Annotated in this window: 21 protein-coding genes; 9 read left to right on the forward strand and 12 right to left on the reverse strand. The window is 65.5% G+C overall.

Annotated elements, in window-relative coordinates; all coding sequences use genetic code 11:
• Positions 1–43 precede the first annotated feature (43 nt).
• The 4 genes from bioB to TZ53_RS19020 all read right to left on the reverse strand — a co-directional run bounded on the left by bioB (position 44) and on the right by TZ53_RS19020 (position 5,296).
• Positions 44–1,042 (reverse strand): biotin synthase BioB, encoded by a 999-nt coding sequence (gene bioB / locus TZ53_RS19005; RefSeq protein ID WP_044662351.1) that lies wholly within the window; start codon positions 1,040–1,042, stop codon positions 44–46.
• Complete coding sequence (gene scpA, locus TZ53_RS19010) at positions 1,042–3,207, reverse strand: methylmalonyl-CoA mutase (RefSeq protein WP_044662352.1); 2,166 nt, start codon at positions 3,205–3,207, stop codon at positions 1,042–1,044. Before scpA ends, bioB begins: the two co-directional genes overlap by 1 nt.
• Before the next feature lies 1 nt (position 3,208).
• Complete coding sequence (gene mce, locus TZ53_RS19015) at positions 3,209–3,649, reverse strand: methylmalonyl-CoA epimerase (RefSeq protein ID WP_025547355.1); 441 nt, start codon at positions 3,647–3,649, stop codon at positions 3,209–3,211.
• Positions 3,650–3,763: 114 nt separating this feature from the next.
• Positions 3,764–5,296 carry an acyl-CoA carboxylase subunit beta gene (locus TZ53_RS19020; RefSeq protein ID WP_025547356.1) on the reverse strand — a complete coding sequence of 511 codons (1,533 nt, stop codon included), beginning with the start codon at positions 5,294–5,296 and terminating at the stop codon, positions 3,764–3,766.
• Between the two features lie 121 nt (positions 5,297–5,417).
• Here TZ53_RS19020 and TZ53_RS19025 point away from each other — a divergent pair, with 121 nt between their 5' ends.
• Positions 5,418–6,833, forward strand: a complete 1,416-nt coding sequence (locus TZ53_RS19025; protein ID WP_025547357.1) for a helix-turn-helix domain-containing protein — start codon at positions 5,418–5,420, stop codon at positions 6,831–6,833.
• Positions 6,834–6,870: 37 nt separating this feature from the next.
• On the opposite strand, the gene TZ53_RS19030 is transcribed toward TZ53_RS19025, so the two are convergent.
• Positions 6,871–7,767 (reverse strand): LysR family transcriptional regulator, encoded by an 897-nt coding sequence (locus TZ53_RS19030; RefSeq protein ID WP_025547359.1) that lies wholly within the window; start codon positions 7,765–7,767, stop codon positions 6,871–6,873.
• 108 nt (positions 7,768–7,875) lie between these two features.
• On the opposite strand from TZ53_RS19030, the gene TZ53_RS19035 reads away from it, so the two are divergent.
• Together TZ53_RS19035 and TZ53_RS19040 are read left to right on the forward strand one after the other, a co-directional pair.
• Entirely contained in the window at positions 7,876–8,661 is a 786-nt protein-coding gene (locus TZ53_RS19035; protein ID WP_044662353.1) for an SDR family NAD(P)-dependent oxidoreductase, read from the forward strand.
• An 89-nt stretch (positions 8,662–8,750) separates the two neighbouring features.
• Entirely contained in the window at positions 8,751–9,458 is a 708-nt protein-coding gene (locus TZ53_RS19040) for a 2OG-Fe dioxygenase family protein (protein WP_044662354.1), read from the forward strand.
• Between the two features lie 3 nt (positions 9,459–9,461).
• On the opposite strand, the gene gor is transcribed toward TZ53_RS19040, so the two are convergent.
• Positions 9,462–10,808, reverse strand: a complete 1,347-nt coding sequence (gor, locus tag TZ53_RS19045; protein WP_025547364.1) for a glutathione-disulfide reductase — start codon at positions 10,806–10,808, stop codon at positions 9,462–9,464.
• Between the two features lie 164 nt (positions 10,809–10,972).
• Positions 10,973–12,478, reverse strand: coding sequence for a glucose-6-phosphate isomerase (gene pgi / locus TZ53_RS19050; protein WP_044662355.1), 1,506 nt, complete (start codon positions 12,476–12,478; stop codon positions 10,973–10,975).
• A gap of 234 nt (positions 12,479–12,712) precedes the next feature.
• Between pgi and lepB the strand changes: the two genes are divergently transcribed.
• The 4 genes from lepB to era all read left to right on the forward strand — a co-directional run bounded on the left by lepB (position 12,713) and on the right by era (position 15,520).
• Positions 12,713–13,534, forward strand: a complete 822-nt coding sequence (gene lepB / locus TZ53_RS19055) for a signal peptidase I (protein WP_025547367.1) — start codon at positions 12,713–12,715, stop codon at positions 13,532–13,534.
• The gene (rnc, locus tag TZ53_RS19060) at positions 13,489–14,202 is read left to right on the forward strand and encodes a ribonuclease III (protein ID WP_044662356.1); all 714 of its coding nucleotides are present in this window, start codon (positions 13,489–13,491) and stop codon (positions 14,200–14,202) included. The genes lepB and rnc overlap by 46 nt, the downstream gene beginning before the upstream one ends.
• A gap of 84 nt (positions 14,203–14,286) precedes the next feature.
• The gene (locus TZ53_RS19065) at positions 14,287–14,607 is read left to right on the forward strand and encodes a GIY-YIG nuclease family protein (protein WP_044662357.1); all 321 of its coding nucleotides are present in this window, start codon (positions 14,287–14,289) and stop codon (positions 14,605–14,607) included.
• Between the two features lie 4 nt (positions 14,608–14,611).
• Positions 14,612–15,520, forward strand: a complete 909-nt coding sequence (era, locus tag TZ53_RS19070) for a GTPase Era (protein WP_044662358.1) — start codon at positions 14,612–14,614, stop codon at positions 15,518–15,520.
• Positions 15,521–15,638: 118 nt separating this feature from the next.
• Here the strand turns inward: era and topA are convergent, their stop codons facing one another.
• From topA to plsY, 3 genes are all read right to left on the reverse strand, one after another.
• Complete coding sequence (gene topA / locus TZ53_RS19075; RefSeq protein ID WP_044662359.1) at positions 15,639–18,191, reverse strand: type I DNA topoisomerase; 2,553 nt, start codon at positions 18,189–18,191, stop codon at positions 15,639–15,641.
• Between the two features lie 113 nt (positions 18,192–18,304).
• Positions 18,305–19,387, reverse strand: a complete 1,083-nt coding sequence (gene dprA / locus TZ53_RS19080; RefSeq protein ID WP_044662360.1) for a DNA-processing protein DprA — start codon at positions 19,385–19,387, stop codon at positions 18,305–18,307.
• A complete protein-coding gene (gene plsY, locus TZ53_RS19085; RefSeq protein ID WP_037481602.1) occupies positions 19,384–19,998 on the reverse strand; it encodes a glycerol-3-phosphate 1-O-acyltransferase PlsY in 615 nt (204 codons plus the stop codon). Before plsY ends, dprA begins: the two co-directional genes overlap by 4 nt.
• Before the next feature lie 183 nt (positions 19,999–20,181).
• Here plsY and murI point away from each other — a divergent pair, with 183 nt between their 5' ends.
• A complete protein-coding gene (gene murI, locus TZ53_RS19090; protein WP_025547377.1) occupies positions 20,182–20,985 on the forward strand; it encodes a glutamate racemase in 804 nt (267 codons plus the stop codon).
• A 152-nt stretch (positions 20,986–21,137) separates the two neighbouring features.
• Entirely contained in the window at positions 21,138–22,358 is a 1,221-nt protein-coding gene (hemA, locus tag TZ53_RS19095) for a 5-aminolevulinate synthase (RefSeq protein WP_044662361.1), read from the forward strand.
• A gap of 146 nt (positions 22,359–22,504) precedes the next feature.
• Here the strand turns inward: hemA and TZ53_RS19100 are convergent, their stop codons facing one another.
• Complete coding sequence (locus TZ53_RS19100) at positions 22,505–23,152, reverse strand: class I SAM-dependent methyltransferase (RefSeq protein WP_044662362.1); 648 nt, start codon at positions 23,150–23,152, stop codon at positions 22,505–22,507.
• Positions 23,152–24,369, reverse strand: a complete 1,218-nt coding sequence (locus TZ53_RS19105; protein ID WP_044663158.1) for a DUF3419 family protein — start codon at positions 24,367–24,369, stop codon at positions 23,152–23,154. The genes TZ53_RS19100 and TZ53_RS19105 overlap by 1 nt, the downstream gene beginning before the upstream one ends.
• Positions 24,370–24,375 lie beyond the last annotated feature (6 nt).

Genomic DNA, 24,375 nt, shown 5'->3' on the forward strand with positions numbered 1-24,375 from the left:
GGCCAGCACAACGACTATCACCGTCATCATTTTCGGCCGAATTTCACTCAGCCGCCTCCAGATGCCCATGCGGCTGAGCCATCATCGGCGTCAGCCCGAGCTTCCCGAGCAACGCGCTATCCTTGTCGTCCCCGGCATTGGCCGCGGTCAGCAGTTTGTCGCCGGTGAAGATGCTGTTCGCCCCCGCCATGAAGCAGAGCGCCTGACAAGCCTCGCTCATGCTCTCGCGCCCGGCGGAAAGCCGCACCATCGACCGCGGCATGACGATCCGCGCCACGGCGACCGTGCGGACGAACTCCACCTCATCGATCTTCGCGAGCGGCGTGTCCTTCAGCATATCGCCCAGCACCGTGCCCTCGACCGGCACCAGCGCATTGATCGGCACGCTTTCGGGATGCGGCATGGTGGCGAGCGCATGCAGGAAGCCGATGCGATCCGATCGCGTCTCCCCCATGCCGACGATTCCGCCGCAGCACACATTGATGCCCGCGTCCCGGACATTTTCCAGCGTCTCGATCCGGTCCGCGAAGGTCCGGGTGGTGATGACGTTGGCGTAATTTTCCGGCGAGGTGTCGATATTGTGGTTGTAATAATCCAGCCCCGCATCGGCCAACTGCTTGGCCTGACCAGCCGACAGCATGCCCAGCGTCATGCAGGTTTCCATGCCCATCTGGCGAACGCCCTTCACCATTTCGATGAGCTTGGGCATGTCCCGTTCCTTGGGATTGCGCCACGCCGCGCCCATGCAGAAACGGCCCGAACCATGGTCCTTCGCCTGCGCCGCCGCCTGAAGCACCGCCTGCACGTCCATCAGCTTGGTGGCCTTGAGGCCGCTTTCCGCGTCGGTCGACTGGCTGCAATAGCCGCAATCCTCCGGACAACCGCCCGTCTTGATCGACAGCAGGGTCGAAAGCTGCACCTCATTGCGCGGGAAGTTCGCACGATGGATCGACTGCGCCTCGAACATCAAGTCGTTGAAGGGCAGGTCGAACAGCGCGGCGATTTCGTCGCGGGTCCAGTCAGTGCGAGGCGTCTTAGTCATTATGCGGCTTCCTCCAGCCCCGCCGGGGGCATGTTGTGGCCGAGGAGGCGCAGCACATCGGCGGCGCATTCCACGACGTTGGAGCCCGGTCCATAAATCCCTTGGACGCCTGCGTCACGGAGGAAGTCGTAATCCTGCGGCGGAATGACCCCACCCGCCACCACCTTGACGTCGTTGCGCCCCTGTTCCCGAAGCTGCCTGATGAGTTCGGGAATAAGCGTCTTGTGCCCGGCGGCCAGCGACGAGGCGCCGACCACGTCCGCGCCGCTGTCGAGCGCCAGCACCACCGTTTCCTCCGGCGTCTGGAACAGCGGGCCCGACACGATGTCGAAACCCATGTCCCCGAACGCGGACGCGATCACGTTGGCGCCCCGGTCGTGGCCGTCCTGCCCCATCTTGGCGATAAGGATCTTCGGCTTGCGACCGAGGCGCCGCTCGACGGCCTGCACCCCGTCAAGAACCTGTTGCCAGCGGGCATCCCGCGAATAGGGCTTGGAATAGACGCCCTTCACCGGCGTCGGCACCGTGCCGTATCGGTTGAAGCTGTCCTCCATGGCGGAGGAGATTTCGCCCAGCGTGGCGCGGGCACGCGCCGCTTCGACCGCATGGGCGAGAAGGTTGTTCTCGATCGACTGCTCGCCCGCTGCCGCCCGGCGCAGCGCATCCAGCGCGGCCTGACAGGCGGCCTCGTCACGCTCCGCCTTCACCTTGTTGATGCGGGCGATCTGCGCTTCACGGACCTTGCTGTTGTCGACTTCCAGCGTCTCGAGCAGGTCCTCGTTCGCCAGACGATATTTGTTCACGCCGACGATCACGTCCTCGCCCCGGTCGACCCGCGCCTGACGGGCGGCGGCGGCGGTCTCGATCATCGCCTTGGGCCAGCCGGCGGCCACCGCCTTGGCCATGCCGCCTTCGGCCTCGACGCGGTCGATGATCTCCTGCGCGGCGTCGACCAGTTGCTGGGTCAGCGCCTCGATATAATAGCTGCCGCCCAGCGGATCGACGACATTGCACATGCCCGTCTCTTCCTGGATGACGATCTGCGTGTTGCGCGCGATACGGGCCGAAAAATCGGTTGGGAGCGCGATTGCCTCGTCCAGCGCGTTGGTGTGCAGCGACTGCGTGCCGCCCAGCATCGCCGCCATCGCCTCGATGGTGGTGCGCATGACATTGTTATAGGGGTCCTGCTCGGTCAGCGACACGCCCGACGTCTGGCAATGGGTGCGCAGCATCTTGGAGCGTTCGTCCTTCGCGCCGAGCTTCGTCATCACCCGATGCCAGAGCACGCGGGCAGCGCGCAGCTTGGCGATCTCCATGAAGAAGTTCATGCCGATGGCGAAGAAGAAGCTCAGCCGCCCCGCGAACTTGTCGATGTCCAGGCCCGACGCCACGCCATAGCGCACATATTCCGCGCCGTCCGCGATGGTGAAGGCCAGTTCCTGCACCTGCGTCGCCCCGGCTTCCTGCATATGATAGCCGGAGATGGAGATGCTGTTGAACCTGGGCATCTCCCGGCTGGTATAGCCGAAAATGTCGCTGATGATCCGCATCGAGGGTTCGGGCGGGTAGATATAGGTGTTGCGGACCATGAACTCCTTCAGAATGTCGTTCTGGATGGTCCCGTCGAGCAGCCTGCGCTCAACCCCCTGCTCCTCGCCCGCGACGATGAAGAAGGCGAGGATCGGGATCACCGCGCCGTTCATGGTCATGGAAACCGACATCTGGTCGAGCGGAATGCCGTCGAACAGGATCTTCATGTCCTCGATGGTGTCGATGGCGACGCCCGCCTTGCCGACGTCACCCACGACACGCGGATGGTCGCTGTCATAGCCGCGATGGGTGGCCAAGTCGAAAGCGACGCTCAGCCCCTTCTGTCCCGCCGCCAGATTGCGGCGATAGAAGGCGTTGGATTCCTCCGCGGTCGAAAAGCCCGCATATTGCCGGATGGTCCAGGGACGCCCCGCATACATGGACGCGCGCACGCCCCGCGTGAACGGCGCGAAGCCGGGCAGGCCCGGATCGCCAACTTTATCCGGGGTGACATCCTCCGCCGTGTAGAGCGGCTTGACCGTGATCCCTTCCGGGGTTTCCCAGTTCAGGTCCTTGCCCTTCACCTCCTTGGCGGCGGCGGCGGCCCACTGGTCCAGCGTCGGCTTCTCTGTCATATCAATGCGCGCCTTCCTTGGGCGTTTCCATGATTTCGGTCAGCACCCCATTCATGTCCCTGGGATGGACGAAGAAGATCAGCGTCCCATGCGCCCCGATGCGGGGCTCGCCCAGCACCTTCTTGCCCAGCCCCTCGAACCACGCCTTGGCTTCATGAATGTCGGGCACTTCATAGCACATATGATGCTGCCCGCCCGCCGGGTTCTTGGCGATGAAGCCGTGAATGGGCGAGTTTTCGCCCAAGGGTTCGATCAGCTCGATCTGCGTGCCGGCGGTGCCGTTCTCGCCCGGCGTATCCACGAAGCAGACCTTCACCCCCTGCGCCGGAAGGTCGAACGGCTCATGCGCGATGGTCGCGCCCATGACGTCGCGATAATAGGCAATCGATGCTTCCAGCGAGGGCGTCGCCACGCCGATATGATTGAGACGGCCGAGTTTCATAACGTCATTCCCAACTTCGTCATTCCCGCGACGGCGGGAATCCATCTCCCGCCCTCTCCCCGGATATGATGTCCGGAGAGGGTTCCCCGCCCGCGCGGGGATGACGGATTCACCTTAGAGCGGAATATTGTCGTGCTTCTTCCAGGGGTTCTCCAAAGCCTTGTTCCGCAGCTTGCGCAGCCCCAGGGCGATCCGCTTCCGGGTCGAATGCGGCTGGATCACCTCGTCGATGAAGCCCTTGCCCGCTGCCACGAAGGGGTTGGCGAAGCGGTCCTCATATTCCTTGGTCTTTTCCGCGATCTCTTCGGGCGTCTTGCCGCGGAAGATGATCTCCACCGCGCCCTTGGCCCCCATCACCGCGATTTCGGCGGTGGGCCAGGCATAGTTGAGGTCGCCCCGCAGATGCTTGGAGGACATGACGTCATAGGCCCCGCCATAGGCCTTGCGCGTGATCACGGTGATCTTCGGCACGGTCGCCTCCGCATAGGCGAACAGCAGCTTCGCGCCATGCTTGATGATGCCCGAATGCTCCTGCGCCGTCCCGGGAAGGAAGCCGGGCACGTCGACGAAGGTCACGATCGGAATCTCGAACGCATCGCAGAAGCGCACGAAGCGCCCGGCCTTCTTGGACGAGTTGATGTCCAGCACCCCGGCAAGCACCATCGGCTGGTTCGCGATGACGCCCACCGTCTTGCCCTCGACCCGGCCGAAGCCGCAGATGATGTTGCCCGCATGGGCGGGCTGCACCTCGAAGAAGTCGCCCTCGTCCACCACCTTGCGGATCAGCTCATGCATGTCATAGGGCTGGTTCGCATTGGCGGGGACCAAAGTGTCCAGGCTGTCCTCGATCCGGTCCCACGGATCGGCGCTCGGCCGCTCCGGCACCGGCTCCTTGTTGGACGCCGGCAGGAAGTCCACGAAATCGCGCACCGCCAGCAGCGCCTCGATGTCGTTCTCGAACGCAAGGTCGGCCACGCCCGATTTGGTGGTATGCGTCACCGCCCCGCCCAGTTCCTCCTGCGTCACGACCTCGTTGGTGACGGTCTTCACCACGTCCGGGCCGGTCACGAACATGAAGCTCGAATCCTTCACCATGAAGATGAAGTCGGTCATCGCCGGCGAATAGACCGCGCCGCCCGCGCACGGCCCCATGATCACGCTGATCTGCGGCACCACGCCCGACGCCAGCACATTGCGCTGGAAAATCTCGGCATAGCCCGCCAGCGAAGCCACGCCTTCCTGGATGCGCGCGCCGCCCGAGTCATTGAGGCCGATCACGGGAGCGCCCACCTTCAGCGCCATGTCCATGATCTTGCAGATCTTCATCGCGTGCCGTTCCGACACCGCGCCGCCATAGACGGTGAAGTCCTGGCTGAAGACATAGACCAGCCGGCCGTTGATGGTGCCCGATCCGGTGACGACGCCGTCGCCGGGGATATGCTGCCCGTCCATGCCGAAGTCGATGCAGTTGTGCTCGACATACATGTCCAGCTCCTCGAAGCTGTCCTCGTCCAGCAGCACGTCCAGCCGCTCCCGCGCGGTCAGCTTGCCCTTGGCATGCTGCGCGTCGATGCGGCGCTGTCCGCCGCCCAGACGCGCGGCCTCCCGCTTGGCTTCGAGCTGTTCGATGATGGCGAGCTTCGACATATCAGGCTTTTCTCCGGCTTGTCGCGGACGTCTATGTCCGCCCCTTCCCAATCTTTCCGCATTTTCGCAAATGCAATTTTGCCAATTTGCAAATCGCGATTTTGCAAATTATGGACGATCCATGGCTCGTGGCAATCGAATCTTCGCAGGACCGCGCCTGCGCCAACTCCGTCTCGACCATCGCATGGACCAGGCGACCATGGCCCAGGCCCTTGGCATATCGGTATCCTATCTCAGCCAGCTTGAGAATGACGACCGCCCCCTGACGGCCAAGGTCAAGGCGGCCGTCGCCAGCGCCTTTCCCACCGACTGGGCCAGCTTCGACAGCCGGGAGGAGGAACAGCTTCTGGGCGCCTTCACCTTCGCCCTCGCCCATCCCGAACTGCCCGGCGTGCCGATGGAGCCGGAACGGATCGAGAAGCTGCACCTGCATTTCCCCGAATTCGCGGCGCGCTATGTCGACCTCTACAATGCCCATATGCGCGCCAATGAACGCATCAACATGATCGAGGAGGCCATTGCCAACGATCATGCGGTGCAGGCCCGCCTGCCCTGGGAAGCGGCGCGCGACTGGTTCCACGAAGCGGGCAATTACGTCCATGTCCTTGACTGCCTGGCGGAGGACATGGCCGCCAGCTTCACCGCCGGCCAGACGCTGGACGAAGGCATGCTGGTGGAGGCGCTGGCCCGCCGCCACGGCATCGAAACGCTGATCGCGGAAACGCCGGATTCCGCGCTCCGCTCCTATACCAGCAGCGAAAAGCGCCTGTTCGTGAACGCGGCCCTGCCCACCGAAAGCCGCAAATTCATGCTCGCCCACCAGTTGATGATGCTGGAGGGGCAGGCCGTGATCGCGGACGTGGTCAACAGGGCGGCGCTGCCCGTGCCCGGCGCGGACCGGCTGCTCGCCATCGGCCTCGCCAATTATGCGGCGGGGGCGCTGCTGATGCCCTATGCCCCCTTCCGCGAAGCCGCCCGCGAAGTCCGCCATGACATAGACCGTCTCGCGCGCCGCTTCGGCGTCAGCTTCGAACAGGCCTGCCACCGCCTCTCGACGCTGCAAAGGCCCGGCCTGCGCGGCATCCCCTTCTTCTTCTGCCGCGTCGACATGGCGGGCAACATCACCAAGCGCCACAGCGCCACCCGCCTGCAATTCGCCCGCTTCGGCGGCGCCTGCCCCTTATGGAACGTCCATGAAGCGGTCGCGGTCCCCGACCGGATCAACGTGCAACTGGGCGAAACGCCCGACGGCGTCCGCTATGTGTCCATGGCGAAGGGTCTGGTTAAACCCTCCGGCAGCTACAGCCGCACGCCGCGCCGCTTCGCCGTCGTGCTGGGCTGCGAAATCGCGCATGCCGCCAATTTCGTCTATGCCGACGGCCTGCAACTGGAGGTGGAGGGCGCGGCAACCCCGATCGGCATCACCTGCCGCCTCTGCCCCCGCCAGAGCTGCGACCAACGCGCCTTCCCGCCCGCGGACCGCCCGATCCGCGTCGATCCCGACAATCGCCAGATCGTGCCCTATTGGATCGGCTAAGGCACACCGCTTTCCTCGCTGCGCCCAGACCGCTGGGCTAATCCGGCAATTCCAGCTCCTCCTCCAGAAAATCGAGAAAAGCCCGCACCCGCGCCGCCAGCCGGTCCTGCGCGGAATAGAGCGCGTGAATATCCTCGCCCTCCCCCGTGCTGAAATCGCCCAGCACCTCGACCAGCCGCCCTTCCCGCACGTCGGCGGCGACGTGAAAGCGCCCGTGCCGCGCTATGCCGCCGCCCGCGATCGCCATCTGCCGCACGACCTCGCCCGAATTGCCGAAGAAACGCCCCTGCACCGGACGCTGCACCGTCCGCCCGCCGATCCGGAAGGCCCAGCTGTCCACCGATCGACGAAAGCTGAACTGCAGGCAGTCATGCCCGTCCAGATCGTCCGGCCTGAGCGGCATGCCCCGCGCAGCCAGATAGGCGGGACTGGCGACCAGCACCATGCGGCTGCGCCCCAGCTTCTTGGCGCGCAGCCGCGTATCGCGCAGCGGCCCGATCCGGATGGCGATGTCGGCCCTCTCCTCCACCAGGTCCACCACCGCATCGGATAACGCCAGATCGACCGTCACGGCCGGATGCCGGGCCAGAAAGCGGGGCAGGATCGGCAACAGGCAGTGGATGCCGAAGGATACGGAGGCATTCACCCGCAACAGCCCTCGCGGTCCCTGCTCCTCCTGCCCCAGCCTGCTTTCGACATCGGTCATTTCCGCCATCAGCGCCGACATCCGGTCGCGATAGGCGGCCCCTTCCATCGTCAGCGCCAGCGACCGCGTGGTCCGCCGCAGCAGGGTTACGCCCAGCCGCTGCTCCAGCCGGGCGATGCTGCGGCTGACGGCGGACGGCGTCAGCCGCAAGGCCCTGGCGGCGGAGGCAAGGCTGCCCTCCTGCGCCACCGCCAGAAACGTCTCTATATCCCCAAAGCGGTTGTCCATGCATCGCTCATGATCTGAAATCACTTCTATAGTGACGACGATCATTCTAATCATCAATGATCCCTTCTCCTATTTCTGCGTTCACTCACGCAGAACAGGAGTTGCCCCATGGATCTGAAACTCAACGGCAGGACCGCGCTCGTCACCGGATCGACCGCCGGGATCGGCTTTGCCATCGCCAGGCGCCTTGCCGAAGAAGGTGTGGAGGTCGTGATCACCGGCCGCAATCAGGCCAAGCTCGACGATGCGGCCGCGCAGCTTGCCCAGTCAGGCAGGGTCCGCCCGATCCTGGCCGATCCCGCGACGGCGCAGGGCGCGGCCACGCTCATCGAAGCCGCTCCGGACGTCGACATCCTCGTCAACAATCTCGGCATCTACGAAGCGAAGCCCTTCACCGAAATCTCCGACGAGGACTGGCATCATTTCTTCGAGGTCAACGTCGTCAGCGGCGCCCGCCTCGCCCGTCATTATTTCCCGCGCATGATCGCGAAGAACTGGGGCCGCATCATCTTCATCGCCAGCGAAAGCGCGCTGGTGATCCCCGGCGAGATGATCCACTACGGCATGACCAAGACCGCCCAGCTCGCCATCGCCCGCGGACTGGCCGAACAGACGCGCGGCACCGGCGTGACGGTGAATTCGGTGTTGCCCGGCCCCACCCGTTCGGAGGGGATCGTCGACTTCATCCAGTCGGTGGTCGAAAACAAGGACGCGCCGGAGGCCGAACGCGAGGCGGAATTCTTCCGGACGCTGCGCCCGCTCTCCCTCGTCCGCCGGCTGATCGAGGCGGACGAGATCGGGTCGATGGTCGCCTATCTCGCCAGCCCGCTCGCCGCCGTCACCAATGGCGCGGCGATCCGGGCGGAGGGCGGGATCGTCCCCACCATAGCCTGATAGGGGCGCCCGATATGGGCGCCCGATCCATATCCTGCTTGCGGGAACTGGCCCTGTCGCTCGTCTGTCTCTCCGGATAGGAAGGACGGATGAGCGACACGGACATTCTCATGGACACGCCCCTCCGGCACGAACTGGCGGAAGCCGGCTATGCCCGCCTGTCCGGGGCAGACCTGTTCGAACGGCTCCCCTCCGCCGGCTGGAACGCGCTCGCGCGAAGCTGGGACGATCTCGGCCCCGACCTCTATATGGCGGACGGAGGGCGCTATCGCCGCCGCCGCCACGCGACCTTCGCCTGCGAACAGGGCGTCTTCACGCGCCAACCGCACCAGCCGCATTTCCAGAGCCGCGACTATAATCCCCTGAATGGCGATGTGCAGCGCTGGTTCGATCCCGTCGAGCAAGGCACCATCGACAATAGCGCGATGCAGGCGATCTTCGCCTTCTGCGCGCGCAGCTTCCCCCTGGCCGGACGGCAGCATGTCGAACTCCACCAGTTCCGCATAGAGGCCCGCACCGGGGAACTGGGCCGCCCCACGCCGGAAGGCATGCACCGCGACGGCGTGGACTGGGTCTTCGTCATGCTGGTCGAACGCCGCAACGTCCGCGAAGGCGTCACCCGCATCGGCACGCCGGAGGGCGGCGCATTGGGCGAATTCACCCTTGCCCGCCCCGGCGACGCGGTGCTGATCGACGACCACCGCATCATGCACGGCGTCACCGAAATCCATGCGGTCGACCCGGCGCAACCCGCCTGGCGCGACGCTCTCGTCCTCACCTTCGCGGCCGGCGCCTGATCCTTATTTCAACAGCACCAGCTCCTCGGCCATGCTGGGATGGAGGGCGACGGTGTCGTCGAACTCCTGCTTGGTGAGGCCGGCCTTCACCGCAATCGCGGCCGCCTGAAGGATTTCCGGCGCATCCGGCCCGATCATGTGCAGCCCGACCACGCGATTGGTCGTCGCGTCCACCACCATCTTGTAGAGCGCCCGCTCGTCCCGCCCGGCCAGCACATTCTTCATCGGCCGGAAGTCGGAGGTATAGACCTTCACCGTCCCATATTTGTTCTTCGCCTGCGCCTCGGTCAGCCCCACGCCCGCCAGCGGCGGATGGCTGAACACGGCGGAGGGCACGCAATCATAATCGACCGTGCGCGGATTGTCCCCGAACACCGTATCCGCAAAGGCGTGCCCCTCGCGGATCGCGACCGGGGTGAGCTGCATCCGGTCGGTGACGTCGCCCACCGCATAGATGCTCTCGCAGCTCGTGCGGCTATATTCATCGACCTTGATCGCGCCCTTGTCGCTCAGTTCGACCCCGGCATTCTCCAGCCCCAGCCCATCGACATGCGGCTTGCGCCCGGTCGCGAAGACCAGCAGGTCGCAGGCGATCGGATCGCCGCTCCTGAACCGGACGCACAGCGTGCCGTCCTCATTCTTCTCGATCTTCTCCATCTCGGCGTTGAAGCGGAAATTGATCCCCTTCATCGTCGAAATCTGGAGCAGCCGGTCGCGGATCTGCTCATCATAGCCGCGCAGCAGGGTGTTGGACCGGTTGACGATCGTCACATGGCTGCCGAACTGGTGGAAGATGCCCGCAAATTCATTGGCGATATAGCCGCCGCCGACAATCACGATCCGCTTCGGGCATTCCTCCAGGTGAAACAGTTCATTGGACGTCACGCCATGCTCCGCCCCCTCGATGTCGGGAACGATGGGCCAGGCGCCGGTCGAAACCAGGATATATCTGGCCGTGACCTCGCGCCCGCTGGCCAGCTTCACGCCATGCGGCCCGGTGATCGTCGCCCGCTCGGGGATCAGTTCGACCTCATGGCTGTCCAGCGTGTTCTTGTAGAGGCCCTCCAGCCGGTCGACATCGGCCAGCACATTGTCGCGCAGCGTCGTCCATTCGAAGCCGCAATCGGGCACATTCCAGCCGAAGCGCCGCGCATCCTTCAGATCCTCGGCAAAATGCGCGCCATAGATGAGCAGCTTCTTGGGCACGCAGCCGCGAATGACGCAGGTGCCGCCGACCCGATATTCCTCGGCCACCGCCACCTTCGCGCCATGCGCCGCCGCCACGCGCGAAGCCCGCACGCCACCGGATCCCGCCCCGATGACGAAAAGGTCGAAGTCGTAATTGCTCATCCATCCCTCCGCTAGATTGCGCCCGCATATGGAGCGTCCCCAGCGGAGTTACAAACCAGAATCTTCTTTCTCCCCTCCCGCAGGCGGGAGGGGCCGGGGGTGGGCGCGAGCAAAGCGCGCCTCCCAACGCCACCCCCCTCCCACAAACGGGAGGGATTCATTCGTCAAACCCCGCCCAAAGCCAGATCGATCAAAGCCATGGTCGAAGGATCGAACCCCTTCGGCCCCTCCGCCTCGATGGACCTGGCGATTTCCTTGCCCAGCTCGACACCGAACTGATCGAACGGATTGATCCCCATCAGCACCGCATTGGCAAAGGTCCGATGCTCGTAGAAAGCGATCAGCGCCCCCAGAACCTCCGGCGTCACATCGTCCAGCAATATGGTGGTCGAAGGCCGGTTCCCCGGATAGGCCCGCGCCGGATCGGCCTCATTATCCTTGCCCCGCAGCAAAGCCGCGCCCTGCGCGAAGCAGTTCACCAGCAAGGCCCGATGATGCGCCGGATCGAGCGCATGGCCCGGCTCGATGGAGGCGATGAACTCCACCGGCGTCAGGATCGTCCCCTGATGCAGCAGCTGGAACACGGCATGCTGCGCGTCCGTGCCGACGCCGCCCCAGGTGATCGCCGCCGTCGGTCCATCGACGGGCTTGCCGTCGCGCGTCACGCTCTTGCCGTTGCTCTCCATCTCCAGTTGCTGGAGATAGGAGGGCAGCAGCCGCAGCCTTTCGTCATAGGCGAACAGCGCCCGCGTCTGGCATCCCAGCACCCGCGCATAATATTGGTCGACAAAGGCGGCGATCAGCGGCGCGTTCTGCCTGGGGTCGCTCAGCCGGAAATGCCGGTCCATCGCCGCCGCGCCTTCCAGCAGGCTCTCGAACGCATCCCATCCCAGCGCCAGCGCCGCCGGAAACCCGATGGAGGACCAGAGCGAATAACGCCCGCCTACGCTCTCCGCGAAGGGCAGCACCCGCGTCTCATCCACGCCCCACTCGATCGCCTTGTCGGGCGATGCGGTCAGCGCGATCACCCGGCCATAGGGGTCTTCCACCCCCGCCTCGACCATCCAGTTGATCGCGCTCGCCGCGTTCAGCATGGTCTCCGTGGTGGTGAAGGTCTTCGAAGCCACGGCGATCAAAGTCGCCTCCGGATCGAAGCGGGAAATCGCCCGCTCCAGCGCCGTGCCGTCGACATTGGACACGATGGCGACGTCATAGCGCGCTCCGTCGCCGCCCAATGCATCGACGATCAGGTCGGGCCCCAGCGCCGACCCGCCAATGCCGATATGCAGGATATGCCGGATCGGCCCCAGCGCCTCGCCCTCTATGGCGTCGATCAACGCCCGCATCCGCGCATGGAACATCTTGGCCCGCGCCACGCTGTCGGCATTGCCCTCGCCCCGCTCGGCGGGATGCTCGGCGGCGCGGCCCTCGGTGTTGTTCACCGCCTCGCCCGCGAACAGGGCGTCCCGCTGCGCGGCAAAGCCCTTTTCCTCGGTCAGCGCCAGAAATCCCTCGAACAGCTCGTCGGTCAGATGCGTTTTCGACCAGTCGAAGCGCACGGGCCCCTGACGCAGGGTGAACTTGCTCAGCCGGTCGGGATCGGTGGTGAAGATGGACTTGAGATCGGCCTGGGGAAGAGCCGCGAGCGCTGCCAGTGCAGGGCTGGACATTGGGACATATCCTCTTGTTTTGCCGTTGATCGATACCGACGCTGCACCTGTCGATTCTTGCCCATCCTAGCCAAGTCGTTCCGCTATTGCACCGTTCGAGGGGAAAAATCGGGCTGCGGGGCAGCATGAAGTGACAACCCGTTGGTCTCTAGCCCGCTTGACGGCGGCTTTACTAACCCGCAAAAGCCGCGACGGCCTGTTTTCAGGGCGAATTGAAGGAAAAGACGACCAAGCATGAGCGCAAAATCCGAAACGCGGGATTTCCTCTGGTTTCTCGCAAAGCTGGCGGTGTTCGTCTTCGTCCTTCGCAGCTTCATCGTGTCGCCCTTCAACATCCCGTCGGAATCGATGCAGCCGCGCCTGCTGATCGGGGATTATCTGCTGGTGGCGAAATGGCCCTATGGCTATTCGCGCTATTCGCTGCCCTTCGGCATACCGCTGATCCCCGGCCGCATCTTCGCCTCGACGCCGCAGCGCGGCGACGTGGTGGTGTTCAAGGCGCCGCCGAACCAGAAGAACGACTATATCAAGCGCGTCATCGGCCTGCCCGGCGACATGATCTCCGTGCGCGGGGGCACCGTCTATCTGAACGGTCAGGCCATTCCGAAGCAGAAGGTGGCCGACCTCGTCATACCCGTGACGCCCAATATGGAGGATGCGGCGGCGAAGGAAGGCAGTCCATCCCCCTGCTACCGCCCGAAGTTCGAGGAGGCCGTGCCCGGCGGCCGCCAGTGCCGCTACCCCCAATATCGGGAGACGCTGCCGGGCGGCAAAAGCTACAATGTCCTCGACCTGGTGCCGGACGGCGCGGCCGACGACCGCGACACGGTGGTGGTGCCCGAAGGCCATCTCTTCATGATGGGCGACAATCGCGACCGCAGCGCCGACAGCCGCTTCCCGGCGGTCGACGGCGGCGGCATCGGCCTTGTTCCTGAGGAAAATCTGGTCGGCAAGGCGATGATCTCCGTCTTCTCGACCGACGGCAGCGCCAACTGGCTGCTGCCCTGGACATGGGTGTCCGCCGCGCGCTGGAGCCGCATCGGGGAAGGCTTTTGACGAAACCCGACACCGAAGGCTGGCTGAGCGCCCTGATCGGCCGCGCGCCGAAGGACCCGGCCGCCTTCAACCAGGCGCTAACCCATGGCAGCGCCCATGCGGTGAATTATGAACGGCTGGAATTCCTGGGCGACCGCATCCTCGGCCTGCTGATCGCGGAGTGGCTCTACGACCGCTTTTCGGGCGAACCCGAAGGCAAGCTTTCCCGCCGCTTCAACGCGCTGGTTTCCGGCGAGACCTGCGCCGAAGTCGCCCGCAGCGCCGGAGTTCCGGCTCATCTGGTGCTCGGCAAGCAGGCCCGCGACGACGGCGCCGCCGACAGCGACAATGTGCTGGGCGACGTCATGGAGGCGCTGATCGGCGCGCTCTATCTGGAGGGCGGCCTGGAGGAGGCCCGCACCCTCGTCCGCCGTCTCTGGGCCGACCGCGTCGACACCCAGTCCAGCGCGCCCAAACACCCCAAGTCCGCGCTCCAGGAATGGGCGGCGGCCAACAAGCGCAAACCGCCGGAATATGCGATGACCGACCGCTCCGGCCCCCACCACGCCCTGAAATTCACGGTAACGGTCAGCATCAAGGGCGCAGGCGAAGCGAGTGCCACCGGCGGCTCCAAACAGGAAGCCGAAACCGCGGCGGCAAAGGCATTGCTGGACCAACTCACCGCTTAACCGCCCCGCGCCCGCAACTGGCACACAACCCCACCCCGTTCGCCCTGAGCCTGTCGAAGGGCTTTTCTTTCTTCTGGAACGACATTGCCCTTCTGGACCTACATGCTCCACTGCGCCGACCGCAGCTTCTACACAGGCCACACTGACAATCTCGAAACTCGCATCGCCCAACATGAGGCAGGCGCAATCCCCGGCCACACCCAAAACCGCCGCCCTATAAAACTGGTCTGGTCGCAGGAGTTCGGAACCCGTATGGAGGCGCTTGAAGCAGAGCGCCAAATCAAAGGCTGGAGCCGGGCCAAGAAACTCGCTCTCATTCGCGAGGATTGGACACTCATCTCTACCTTGGCGCGCTCGAACCAAGAAAAGGAAAGCCCTTCGACAAGCTCAGGGCGAACGGAGTGATTTTTTGAGCCTAAATCCTGAATCCCAACGCTGCGGCGTCATCGCCATAGTCGGCGCCCCGAACGCAGGCAAATCCACGCTGGTCAACGCGCTGGTAGGCCAGAAGGTGGCGATCACCAGCCCCAAGGCGCAGACCACCCGCACCCGCGTCATGGGCGTGGCGATCGAGGGTGACGCGCAGATGGTGCTGGTCGACACCCCCGGCATCTTCGCCCCCAAGCGCCGCCTTGACCGCGCCATGGTGCAGGCCGCATGGGGCGGCGCGCAAGGGGCCGACCTGATCGCGCTGGTCGTCGACGGCAAGGCGGGCCTCGGCGCCAAGATGGAACCGATCATCAGCGCCCTCGCCGCCCGGCCGGAGAGGAAATGGCTGATCCTCAACAAGGTCGACATCGCCATCAAGGAAAAGCTGCTGGTCCACACCCAGCGGCTCTACGAACAGCTCGACATAGCGGAGACCTTCTTCGTCAGCGCGGCGACCGGCGACGGCCTTCCCGAACTCAAGACCGCCTTCGCCAGGGCCATGCCCGAAGGCCCCTGGCACTTCCCGGAGGATCAGGTCTCCGACGCCACCGACCGCATGCTGGCGGCGGAGATCACGCGCGAACAGCTCTATCACCAGCTCCACGCCGAACTCCCCTATGCCGCCGCCGTCGACACGGAAAAATATAGCGAGCGCGAGGACGGATCGGTCGAAATCCACCAGCAGATCCTCGTCGGCCGCTCCAGCCAGCGCGCCATCGTGCTGGGCAAGGGCGGCCAGCGCCTCAAGGAAATCGGCTCAAAGGCCCGCGCCGAACTGGCCAGCCTGCTTGGGGTCAAGGTCCATCTCTACCTCCACGTCAAGGTGAAGGAAGATTGGGAAGACGACCGCTTCATCTACCGCGACATCGGCCTGGATTGGGTGGAGTAAGCCAACCCGCTTATCAATCATCGTCATTCCCGCGCAGGCGGGAATCCATCGCCTGACCTTGCGCCAGGCACAATTTATGGGAGATGGATTCCCGCCTGCGCGGGAATGACGAGCATAATTACTCCGCCGCCACCTTCTTCTTGGCAGACGCCTTCTTCGCGGCAGGCTTCTTCGCCGCACCCTTTTTCGCCGGCGCCTTCTTCCCCTTCTTCGCAGGCGCCGCCGCAGCCCGCGCATCGATCAGTTGCGCAGCCTCCTCCAGCGTCAGGGCATCCTGCTCGATGGTCTTGGGCAGCGTCGCATTGGTCGTGCCGTCGGTCACATAGGGACCATAGCGCCCCGCCATCAGCTTGATCTCGGCCTCAGTGCGCGGATGCTTGCCCAGCACCTTCAGCGGCTCCCGCGACGAAGCGCCACGCCCGCCCTTGTTCGCCGCATCGGCCAGCTTGGCCACGGCGCTGTTCATCCCCACCTCGAAAATCTCCGCGGTGGAGGACAGCCGCCCATATTTGCCGTCATGCAGCAGATAGGGCCCGAACCGCCCAATATTCGCCACGATGGGCTTCCCCGTTTCAGGATGCAGCCCGATCTCGCGCGGCAGGCTCAGCAGCTTCACCGCCCAGTCCAGCGTCAACTCGCCATCGGGCAGATCCTTGGGAATGGAGCCGCGCTTCGCCTCCTTGCCCTCGCCCATCTCGATATAGGGCCCGAACCGCCCGGATTTCCGGACGATGTCCTGCCCGGTCTCGGGATGCTGGCCCAGCACCTCCGGTCCCTTGTCCTCGCCATCCTTGTCACCGCCCGGCTGCCCGAACTTGCGCGTATATTTGCACTCCGGATAGTTGGAGCAGGCGATGAACGCGCCGAACCGCCCGCCGCGCAGCGACAATTGCCCATCGCCGCACATCGGGCAGGCACGCGGATTGGACCCGTCCGCCTTGGGCGGGAACAGCATCGGCTCCAGGAATTTGTCCAGCTCGGCCGTGATGTCGGAAGGCTTCTGCTCCATCACCTCGGCGGTCTTGGGCTTGAAGTCGCGCCAGAACGCTTCCAGCACCGCCTGCCACTGGGCCCGCCCGCCGGAAATATCGTCCAGCTCCTCCTCCAGCCCCGCCGTGAAGTCGTAGGACACATACCGCTCGAAGAAACGCTCCAGAAAGGCCGTCACCAGCCGCCCGCTCTCCTCCGCGAAGAAGCGGTTCTTCTCGATCCGCACATAGTCGCGGTCCTTCAGCACCTGCAAAGTCGAGGCATAGGTGGAAGGCCGCCCGATCCCCAGTTCCTCCAGCTTCTTGACCAGCGACGCTTCCGAATAGCGCGGCGGCGGCTGGGTGAAATGCTGCTCCGCCGTCACTCTCTTCTTGGCGGGAGCGTCGCCCACGCCCAAGCGCGGCAACAGCCTCGAATCATCGTCTTCCGCATCGTCGCGCCCTTCCTCATAGAGCGCCAGGAACCCCGGAAAGATCACCACCTGTCCCGTGGCGCGCAGCCCATGCTGCCCGGTCGCATCGACCAGATCGACGGTCGTCCGCTCCAGCCGCGCCGAAGCCATCTGGCTCGCCAGCGCCCGCTTGAAGATCAGGTCGTACAGCCGCGCATGGTCGCCCGACCCCACCTTGTCGCGCGAAAACTCGGTCGGACGAATGGCCTCATGCGCTTCCTGCGCATTCTTGGCCTTGGTCTGGTACTGGCGCGGCTTTTCGGGCAGATAGCCGCCGTCATAGCGCTCCGCGATCGCCTTTCGCGCGGCGGAGATGGCGCTGCCGTCCATCTGCACGCCGTCGGTCCGCATATAGGTGATCGCGCCATCCTCATAAAGCTGCTGCGCGATCCGCATCGTATGGCTGGCGGAGAAGCCGAGCTTGCGCGCCGCCTCCTGCTGAAGCGTCGAGGTCGTGAATGGCGGCGGAGGATTGCGCGAAACCGGCTTGGTCTCGACCTTCTCGACGGTGAAGCGCCCGGCCTCCACGTCCGCCTTCGCGGCCATGGCGTCGCCTTCCCTGCCGATGGTCAGCCGCTCGATCTTCTCGCCGCGCCAGCGCACCAGCCGCGCGACGAACCCCTGTCCGCCCTGCTCCATCTCGGCCGCGACCGACCAATATTCCTGCGGCACGAAGCTTTCGATCTCGCGCTCCCGGTCCACGACCAGCCGCAACGCCACGGACTGCACCCGCCCCGCCGACTTGGCGCCGGGCAGCTTGCGCCACAGCACCGGCGACAGGGTGAAGCCCACCAGATAATCCAGCGCCCGCCGCGCCCGATAGGCGTCGATCAGATCCTCGTCCAGCGCGCGCGGCTGGGCCATCGCCTCGGTCACCGCCTGCTTGGTGATCGCGTTGAAGGTCACGCGGTCCACCTTCTGCGGCAGCGCCTTCTTCGCCCGCAGCACCTCCTGCACATGCCAGCTTATCGCCTCCCCCTCGCGATCGGGGTCGGTCGCCAGGATCAGCCGGGTCGCCTTCTTGGCTTCGTCGGCTATGGCCTTGAGCTGCTTGCCCTTGTCGCCATAATTTTCCCAACTCATGGCAAAGCCGTTGTCGGGGTCCACCGACCCGTCCTTGGGCGGCAGGTCGCGGATATGCCCATAGCTGGCCAGCACATGGAAATCGCCGCCCAGATATTTTTCGATGGTCTTCGCCTTGGCCGGCGATTCAACGATGACAAGCTGCATTCATGCCCCGGTTCAAATTGTCTCTCACGTACACGCGCGAGTCTGAAAGCTGTTTCCGCTCCCCGTCAAGCCGCAGCGATGCAGGCCGCATTCCGCACGGTCAGGACGCCCCGTCACGACGGGCTGACCTTCCCACCCGCATGCCGCTCCAGCCGGGCGGCGAGTTCCAGTTCCAGCAGCACGGTCTGCACCACGGCGGGGCCAAGGCCCGACAGCCTTATCAGTTCATCCACCGGCACGGGCGCCGGTCCCAGCAGCGCGACGACCGACGCCCGCTCCCGCTCGGCCACGTCGCCGGACGGCGGCTCGCCCGCGAAGTGGCCGCCGGGCTGCCGAACCATGCGCGGGTCGATGGCGCCGATCGCCTCGATCACGTCGGCGGCGCTCTGGACCAGCACCGCGCCCTCCCGGATCAACTGGTTGCACCCCTGGGCGCGGGGATCGAGCGGAGAGCCGGGCACCGCCATCACCTCCCGTCCCGCCTCCCCCGCCAGCCGCGCCGTGATCAGCGAACCGGACCGGGGCGCGGCTTCCACGACGACGGTCCCCCGCGCCAGCCCGGCGATGATCCTGTTGCGCGCCGGGAACTGCCGGGCCAGCGGCTGCGTGCCCGGCGGATGCTCCGTGACCAGCAGCCCTTCCTCGGCCAGCCGCTCCTGCAATTCCGCATTTTCGGGCGGGAAGGCGATGTCGATGCCGCAGGCGATGACGGCGATGGTGCCGCTCTCCAGCGCGCCCTGATGCGCGGCCGTATCGATCCCCCGCGCCAGCCCCGACACCACGACCGCCCCATGCTGTCCCAGATCCTGCGCCAGCATCCGGGCGAAGCGGCACGCCGCGGCGGAGGCGTTGCGCGCCCCCACCATCGCCACGCAATCCCGCGCCGCCAGCGATACGTCCCCGCGCACGATCAGGGCCGGCGGCGCGCCCTCCATCTGCTCCAGCAGAAAGGGGTAATCGGCATCGCCCATGATCAGGTAGCGGGCGCCAGCCGCCCGGCTGCGCGCGATCTCCTGCTCGACGATCTTCGCGTCCACGATGCTGGCCTTGCCGCCGCCGCGCGCCGCCAGATCGGGCACCGCGCGCAAGGCCTCGCCCGCCGTGCCGAAACGCGCCATCAACTGGCGGAAGGTGACAGGGCCGATGCGCGGCGAACGGATCAGGCGCAGGCGGTTGAACCGCTCCTGCTCGCTCATTCCCCGGCCGCCGCCTTTTTCGAAGCGCCCACCTTCGGTTCGGTTCCCCTGGCGAGCCGCGCGATATTCTCCCGGTGCCGCCACAGCACGATCAATGCGAGCGCCAGCGCGACGGGGACCAGCTCGATCCGGCCGAAGCACCACATGGCGACAGGCGCGCTGACCGCCGCGGACATGCCGCCGACCGACGACCATCTGGTCCCGAACAGCGCCCCCAGCCACACGGCCGCGAAGACGATCCCCGCCGGCCAGTACAGCGCCGTCACCACGCCCATCATGGTCGCCACGCCCTTGCCCCCGGCAAAGCGCAGCCAGACCGGATAGCAATGTCCGATAAAGGCCATGGCCCCGGCCATCGGCCCGCCACCATCGACCAGCGCCGCGCCGACCAGCACCGCCGCCGCGCCCTTCAGCAGATCGAGCAGCAGCGTCGCCGCCGCCAGCCCCTTTCGCCCCGTCCGCAGCACATTGGTCGCGCCGATATTCCCCGACCCGATCTTGCGCAGGTCGCCCGCCCCGGTGAGGCGCGTCAGCAGCAGCCCGAACGGGATGGAACCCAGCAGATAACCGATCAGCAGGACGAATGCGGGAAGTAGCCAGGGAGGAGTCATGATCTCGCCAAATTGGTTGCGGCGCGACCATAGCGTTCCCGGCAAACCGGGCAATGGCGAAGGTGACGAAATATGGGTCGGAATATCGGGGATGGGGGTTCCCGCCATCAAGCCCTTCCTCTCAAGGGGAGGGCTCTTGAGGGAAGTTGACAGGCCCGCCCCATGCCGCGACATGTCTGCCCGATGACAGTCGCACCCCATGCCCCCCTTCTTTTCTTCGATTCCGGCGTCGGCGGGCTTTCCATCCTTGGCCCGGCACGAAGCGCCCTGCCCAACGCGCCGGTCGTCTATGCCGCGGACAGCGCGGGCTTCCCCTATGGCACCAAGAGCGAGGCGGAGATCGCCGCCCGCGTGCCCGCCCTGCTCGGGCGGCTGGTGGAGCGCTACCGCCCGCGCCTCGCCGTCATCGCCTGCAACACCGCCTCCACCATCGCCCTGCCGGCGGTCCGCGCCGCGCTCGACATCCCCGTTGTCGGCACGGTACCGGCAATCAAGCCTGCCGCCCTGCTCTCGCAAAGCCGGGTATTCGGCGTGCTCGGCACCGACGCCACGGTGCGCCAGCCCTATGTCGACAGGCTCGCGGCCGAACATGGCGCCGACTGCACGGTCCTGCGCCATGGGTCGGCCGCGCTCGTCCAGCTTGCCGAGGCGAAACTGCGCGGCGAACCGCTCGATCCCGCCATTGCGCGGGACGCGCTGGCCGGCCTGTTCGACCAGCCGGGCGGCGATCGGATGGACATAGTGGTCCTCGCCTGCACGCATTTTCCGCTGGTGGAGGCCGAACTGGCCGCCGCTTCGCCCCGTCCGCTCAGATTCGTGCACGGCGGTGAAGGAATTGCGCGCCGCATCGCCTATCTCACCCAGGGGCAGCCATGGCCGTCCGAACCGCAGCCCGGAACCGCGGTCTTCACTCGCCTGGACGAGAGCGTGGAGCCACTCCGCCCAGCGCTGGAAGGCTATGGCTTGCAACGGATCGAAGGACTTTGAAGGGGTGGACCTTTGGTCCAATCGCAAGTCCTTCTATCAGTGTGATAGGTAATTCTCCCTAAGGCTGCGAGCGTTTATCACTGGTAATAGGCCAAAACAGCGGATAAATGCCCCTCAAAGAGGGGATGCGGGAATAGGGACAGGGCGTTCAAGTGAACTACAAGCACATCTTCACGCAGGCGATCGACCGGCTCCATAGCGAAGGCCGCTATCGCGTGTTCATCGACATCCTGCGCAACAAGGGCGCCTTCCCCAACGCCCGCTGCTTCCACGGTCATAACGGGCCCAAGCCCATCACCGTCTGGTGCTCCAACGACTATCTCGCCATGGGCCAGCATCCCAAGGTCGTCGCCGCGATGGAAGAGGCGCTGCACGATGTCGGCGCGGGCTCGGGCGGCACCCGCAATATCGGCGGCAACACCCATTATCATGTCGATCTGGAGGCCGAACTGGCCGACCTGCACGGCAAGGAAGGCGCGCTGCTCTTCACCTCGGGCTATGTCTCGAACGAAGCGACGCTCTCGACCCTCGCCAAGATCCTGCCCGGCTGCATCATCTTCTCCGACGAGCTGAACCATGCCTCGATGATCGCGGGCATCCGCAATTCGGGCTGCGAGAAGCGCGTCTTCCGCCACAATGACGTCGATCATCTGCGCGAACTGCTGGCCGCCGAAGACCCGGAAGCGCCCAAGCTGATCGCCTTCGAAAGCGTCTATTCGATGGACGGCGACATCGCCCCCATCGCCGCGATCTGCGACCTGGCCGACGAATATAATGCCCTCACCTATCTGGACGAGGTTCATGCAGTCGGCATGTACGGCGCGCGCGGCGGCGGCATTTCCGAACGGGACGAGGTGGCCGATCGCGTGACCATCATCGAAGGCACGCTGGGCAAGGCGTTCGGCGTGATGGGCGGCTATATCGCCGCCGACCAGATGATCGTCGACGTGATCCGCAGCTATGCGCCCGGCTTCATCTTCACCACCTCCCTGTCCCCCGTGCTGGTCGCCGGCGTGCTGGCCAGCGTCCGTCACCTCAAGCAGTCGAGCGAGGAACGGGAGGGCCAGCAGGCGTCCGCCGCGACCCTGAAGCGCCTGATGGCGGAAGCCGGCCTGCCGGTGATGCCGTCGGTGACGCACATCGTCCCCCTGATGGTGGGCGACCCGGTGAAGGCCAAGCGGATCAGCGACATATTGCTGGCGGAATATGGCGCCTATGTGCAGCCCATCAACTATCCCACCGTCCCGCGCGGCACGGAACGCCTGCGCTTCACGCCCGGACCGGCGCATACCGAAGAAATGATGCGCGAACTGGTCGATGCTCTGGTGGAAATCTGGGACCGGCTCGAACTGGAATTCAAGAAAGCGGCCTGACCGGCGCCTGCGCGAATTCCGCTGGAGGCGCTGTCCTCATTCCCCCTCCCACAGGCGGGGGGCTGGGATGGATCGGCGCAAATCAGCGGCAATTTCCAGCGGTCAGGCCGGAATTCGCAACCCCGATCCGGGAACCGGCCAAAAACTCACAGCCGGATCAACCCACCCCTGACTGCATAGCCCCGATACAGGCTCCGGCTATGCGCAAAGCCCCCCATGTCCGCCGCCACCCTGCCGATCGCCTGCCTGAATTCCGCCCGCGGCGACACATGAAAGCGCGCCAGCCACCCGAACAGCGCCCGCTTCCACAAGCCCGGCAGACCATCCTGCTGCCCGAAGTCGACAATCTCCAGCTTGCCGCCATGCGCGACGCAACCCGCCGCCTGCCCCAGAGCCGCTTCCCAGTCCGGGATCATGGACAGCGCATAGCTGATGAACACCCGCTCGAACCGTTCGCGCCCGAACAGCGCCCCTGCATCGAACGCACAGGCATCCCCCTGCGCCAGCACGACGCGATCCGCCAGGCCCGCCTTCGCCACGGCTTTGCGCGCCGTCCCCAGCATCGCCTCGGAAATATCGACGCCATAGAGCCGCGCCTCCGGCCAGGCCTTGCCCACGGCGATCAGATTGCGTCCCGTGCCGCAGCCGATCTCCAGCACCGCCCCACCGCGCGGCGGCGCCAGATCGGCAATAAGCCCATCCCGCCCCAGCAGGTAGAATTTCCGCGACAGGTCGTAAATGTGCCGCTGATGCCGATAGACGCTGTCCATCAGCCCGCCATGCCCGCCCGTCATCACGCGCTCCCCAGCACATAGAGGTGGACGCCGCCATAAATGGCCGAGCGGTCCCGCGCCGTATATTCCCGCGATTCCTCCGCCCGATAGTCCCAGCGCGACAGCAGCGTATCGTCGACCCGCCCCGGCAGGATGCTCGGTTCGCCCGCCGTCCGGAACAGCACCCGCGCACCCCGTTTCGCCGTTCGCGTGATCTGGGCCCAGAGCGCGTTCAACTGCGCATCGTCCATCCAGTCTTGCGCGTCGAGCAGGATGTAGCGATCGACGGACCCCGCCTCCTGCGACGCCAGGAAGTCGGTGAAGTTCACATGCCGGACATCCACCCGCCCGGCGCGTTCCACCACGGCCGCATGGTTCGCGGCCTGCAAATAGGGCGGCAATGGCCCCTCGCCGCCGGCATAACCGCGCCCGAAAGCCTGCACCGCGAAATAATTGTCCTTGAGGTCGAAGCCGCAGGCCAGCTTTTCCAGCCGCGCCTTCAGCACGCCGTCCATCCGCGCGTCCCCGGCCAGCGCCTCATATTGCGCGGGCGGGATGCCCAGGCCGAAGAGCGAAGCCGGCTGGCTCGTCAGCCACCGCATGAAGGCGCTGTCGAACACCGGCGCCAGCTCCGTTTCGAAGATCGCCCGCTGCTCCTCCCGCGATTTCGCATCCAGCATCCGCCGCGGATCGACGCCATGCAACCGCGCCAGCAGATGCGCCGCGCCGATGAAGCGCCCCAGCAGCCCATGCCTGTAAATCCCCCGCGCAAAGCCGCCGATCCGCCGCCGCCCGATGAAGTCCCGCCCCTCCCAATAGCGCCGCGTGGCGTCGTCCAGCACCGGCGCCACGAAGGTGCGATAGGCCGCCACATTCTCCCTGCAATCCGCCCTGGCGAAGAAGCGATGGAAGGCCCGATGGTCCGGCAATGCCTGTGCCGCCGCCAGCTTCAGCCGGTTGAGCGCGATATGCGCGGTGTTGAGGTCGACCGCCGTGATCTTCGCCGGATCGGCCGTCAGATAGCTCAGCACATTGCACCCGCCCGAAGCGATGGTGACGACATGGCTGTCCGGCCCGATCGCCAGCGCTTCCATGTCGACCTCCGGATCTTCCCAGATCTGCGCATAGACAAGGCCCCGGAACGCAAAGGTGAAGGCCCGTTCCAGCAGGCCCTGTTTCGACAGATGCCGATGCCGGTGCACCGCGCGGGTAACATTCTGGTGAGCCGTAGATGCCATGTGCCG

Source organism: Sphingobium sp. YBL2 (genome assembly GCF_000943805.1).
Classification (GTDB): domain Bacteria; phylum Pseudomonadota; class Alphaproteobacteria; order Sphingomonadales; family Sphingomonadaceae; genus Sphingobium; species Sphingobium fuliginis.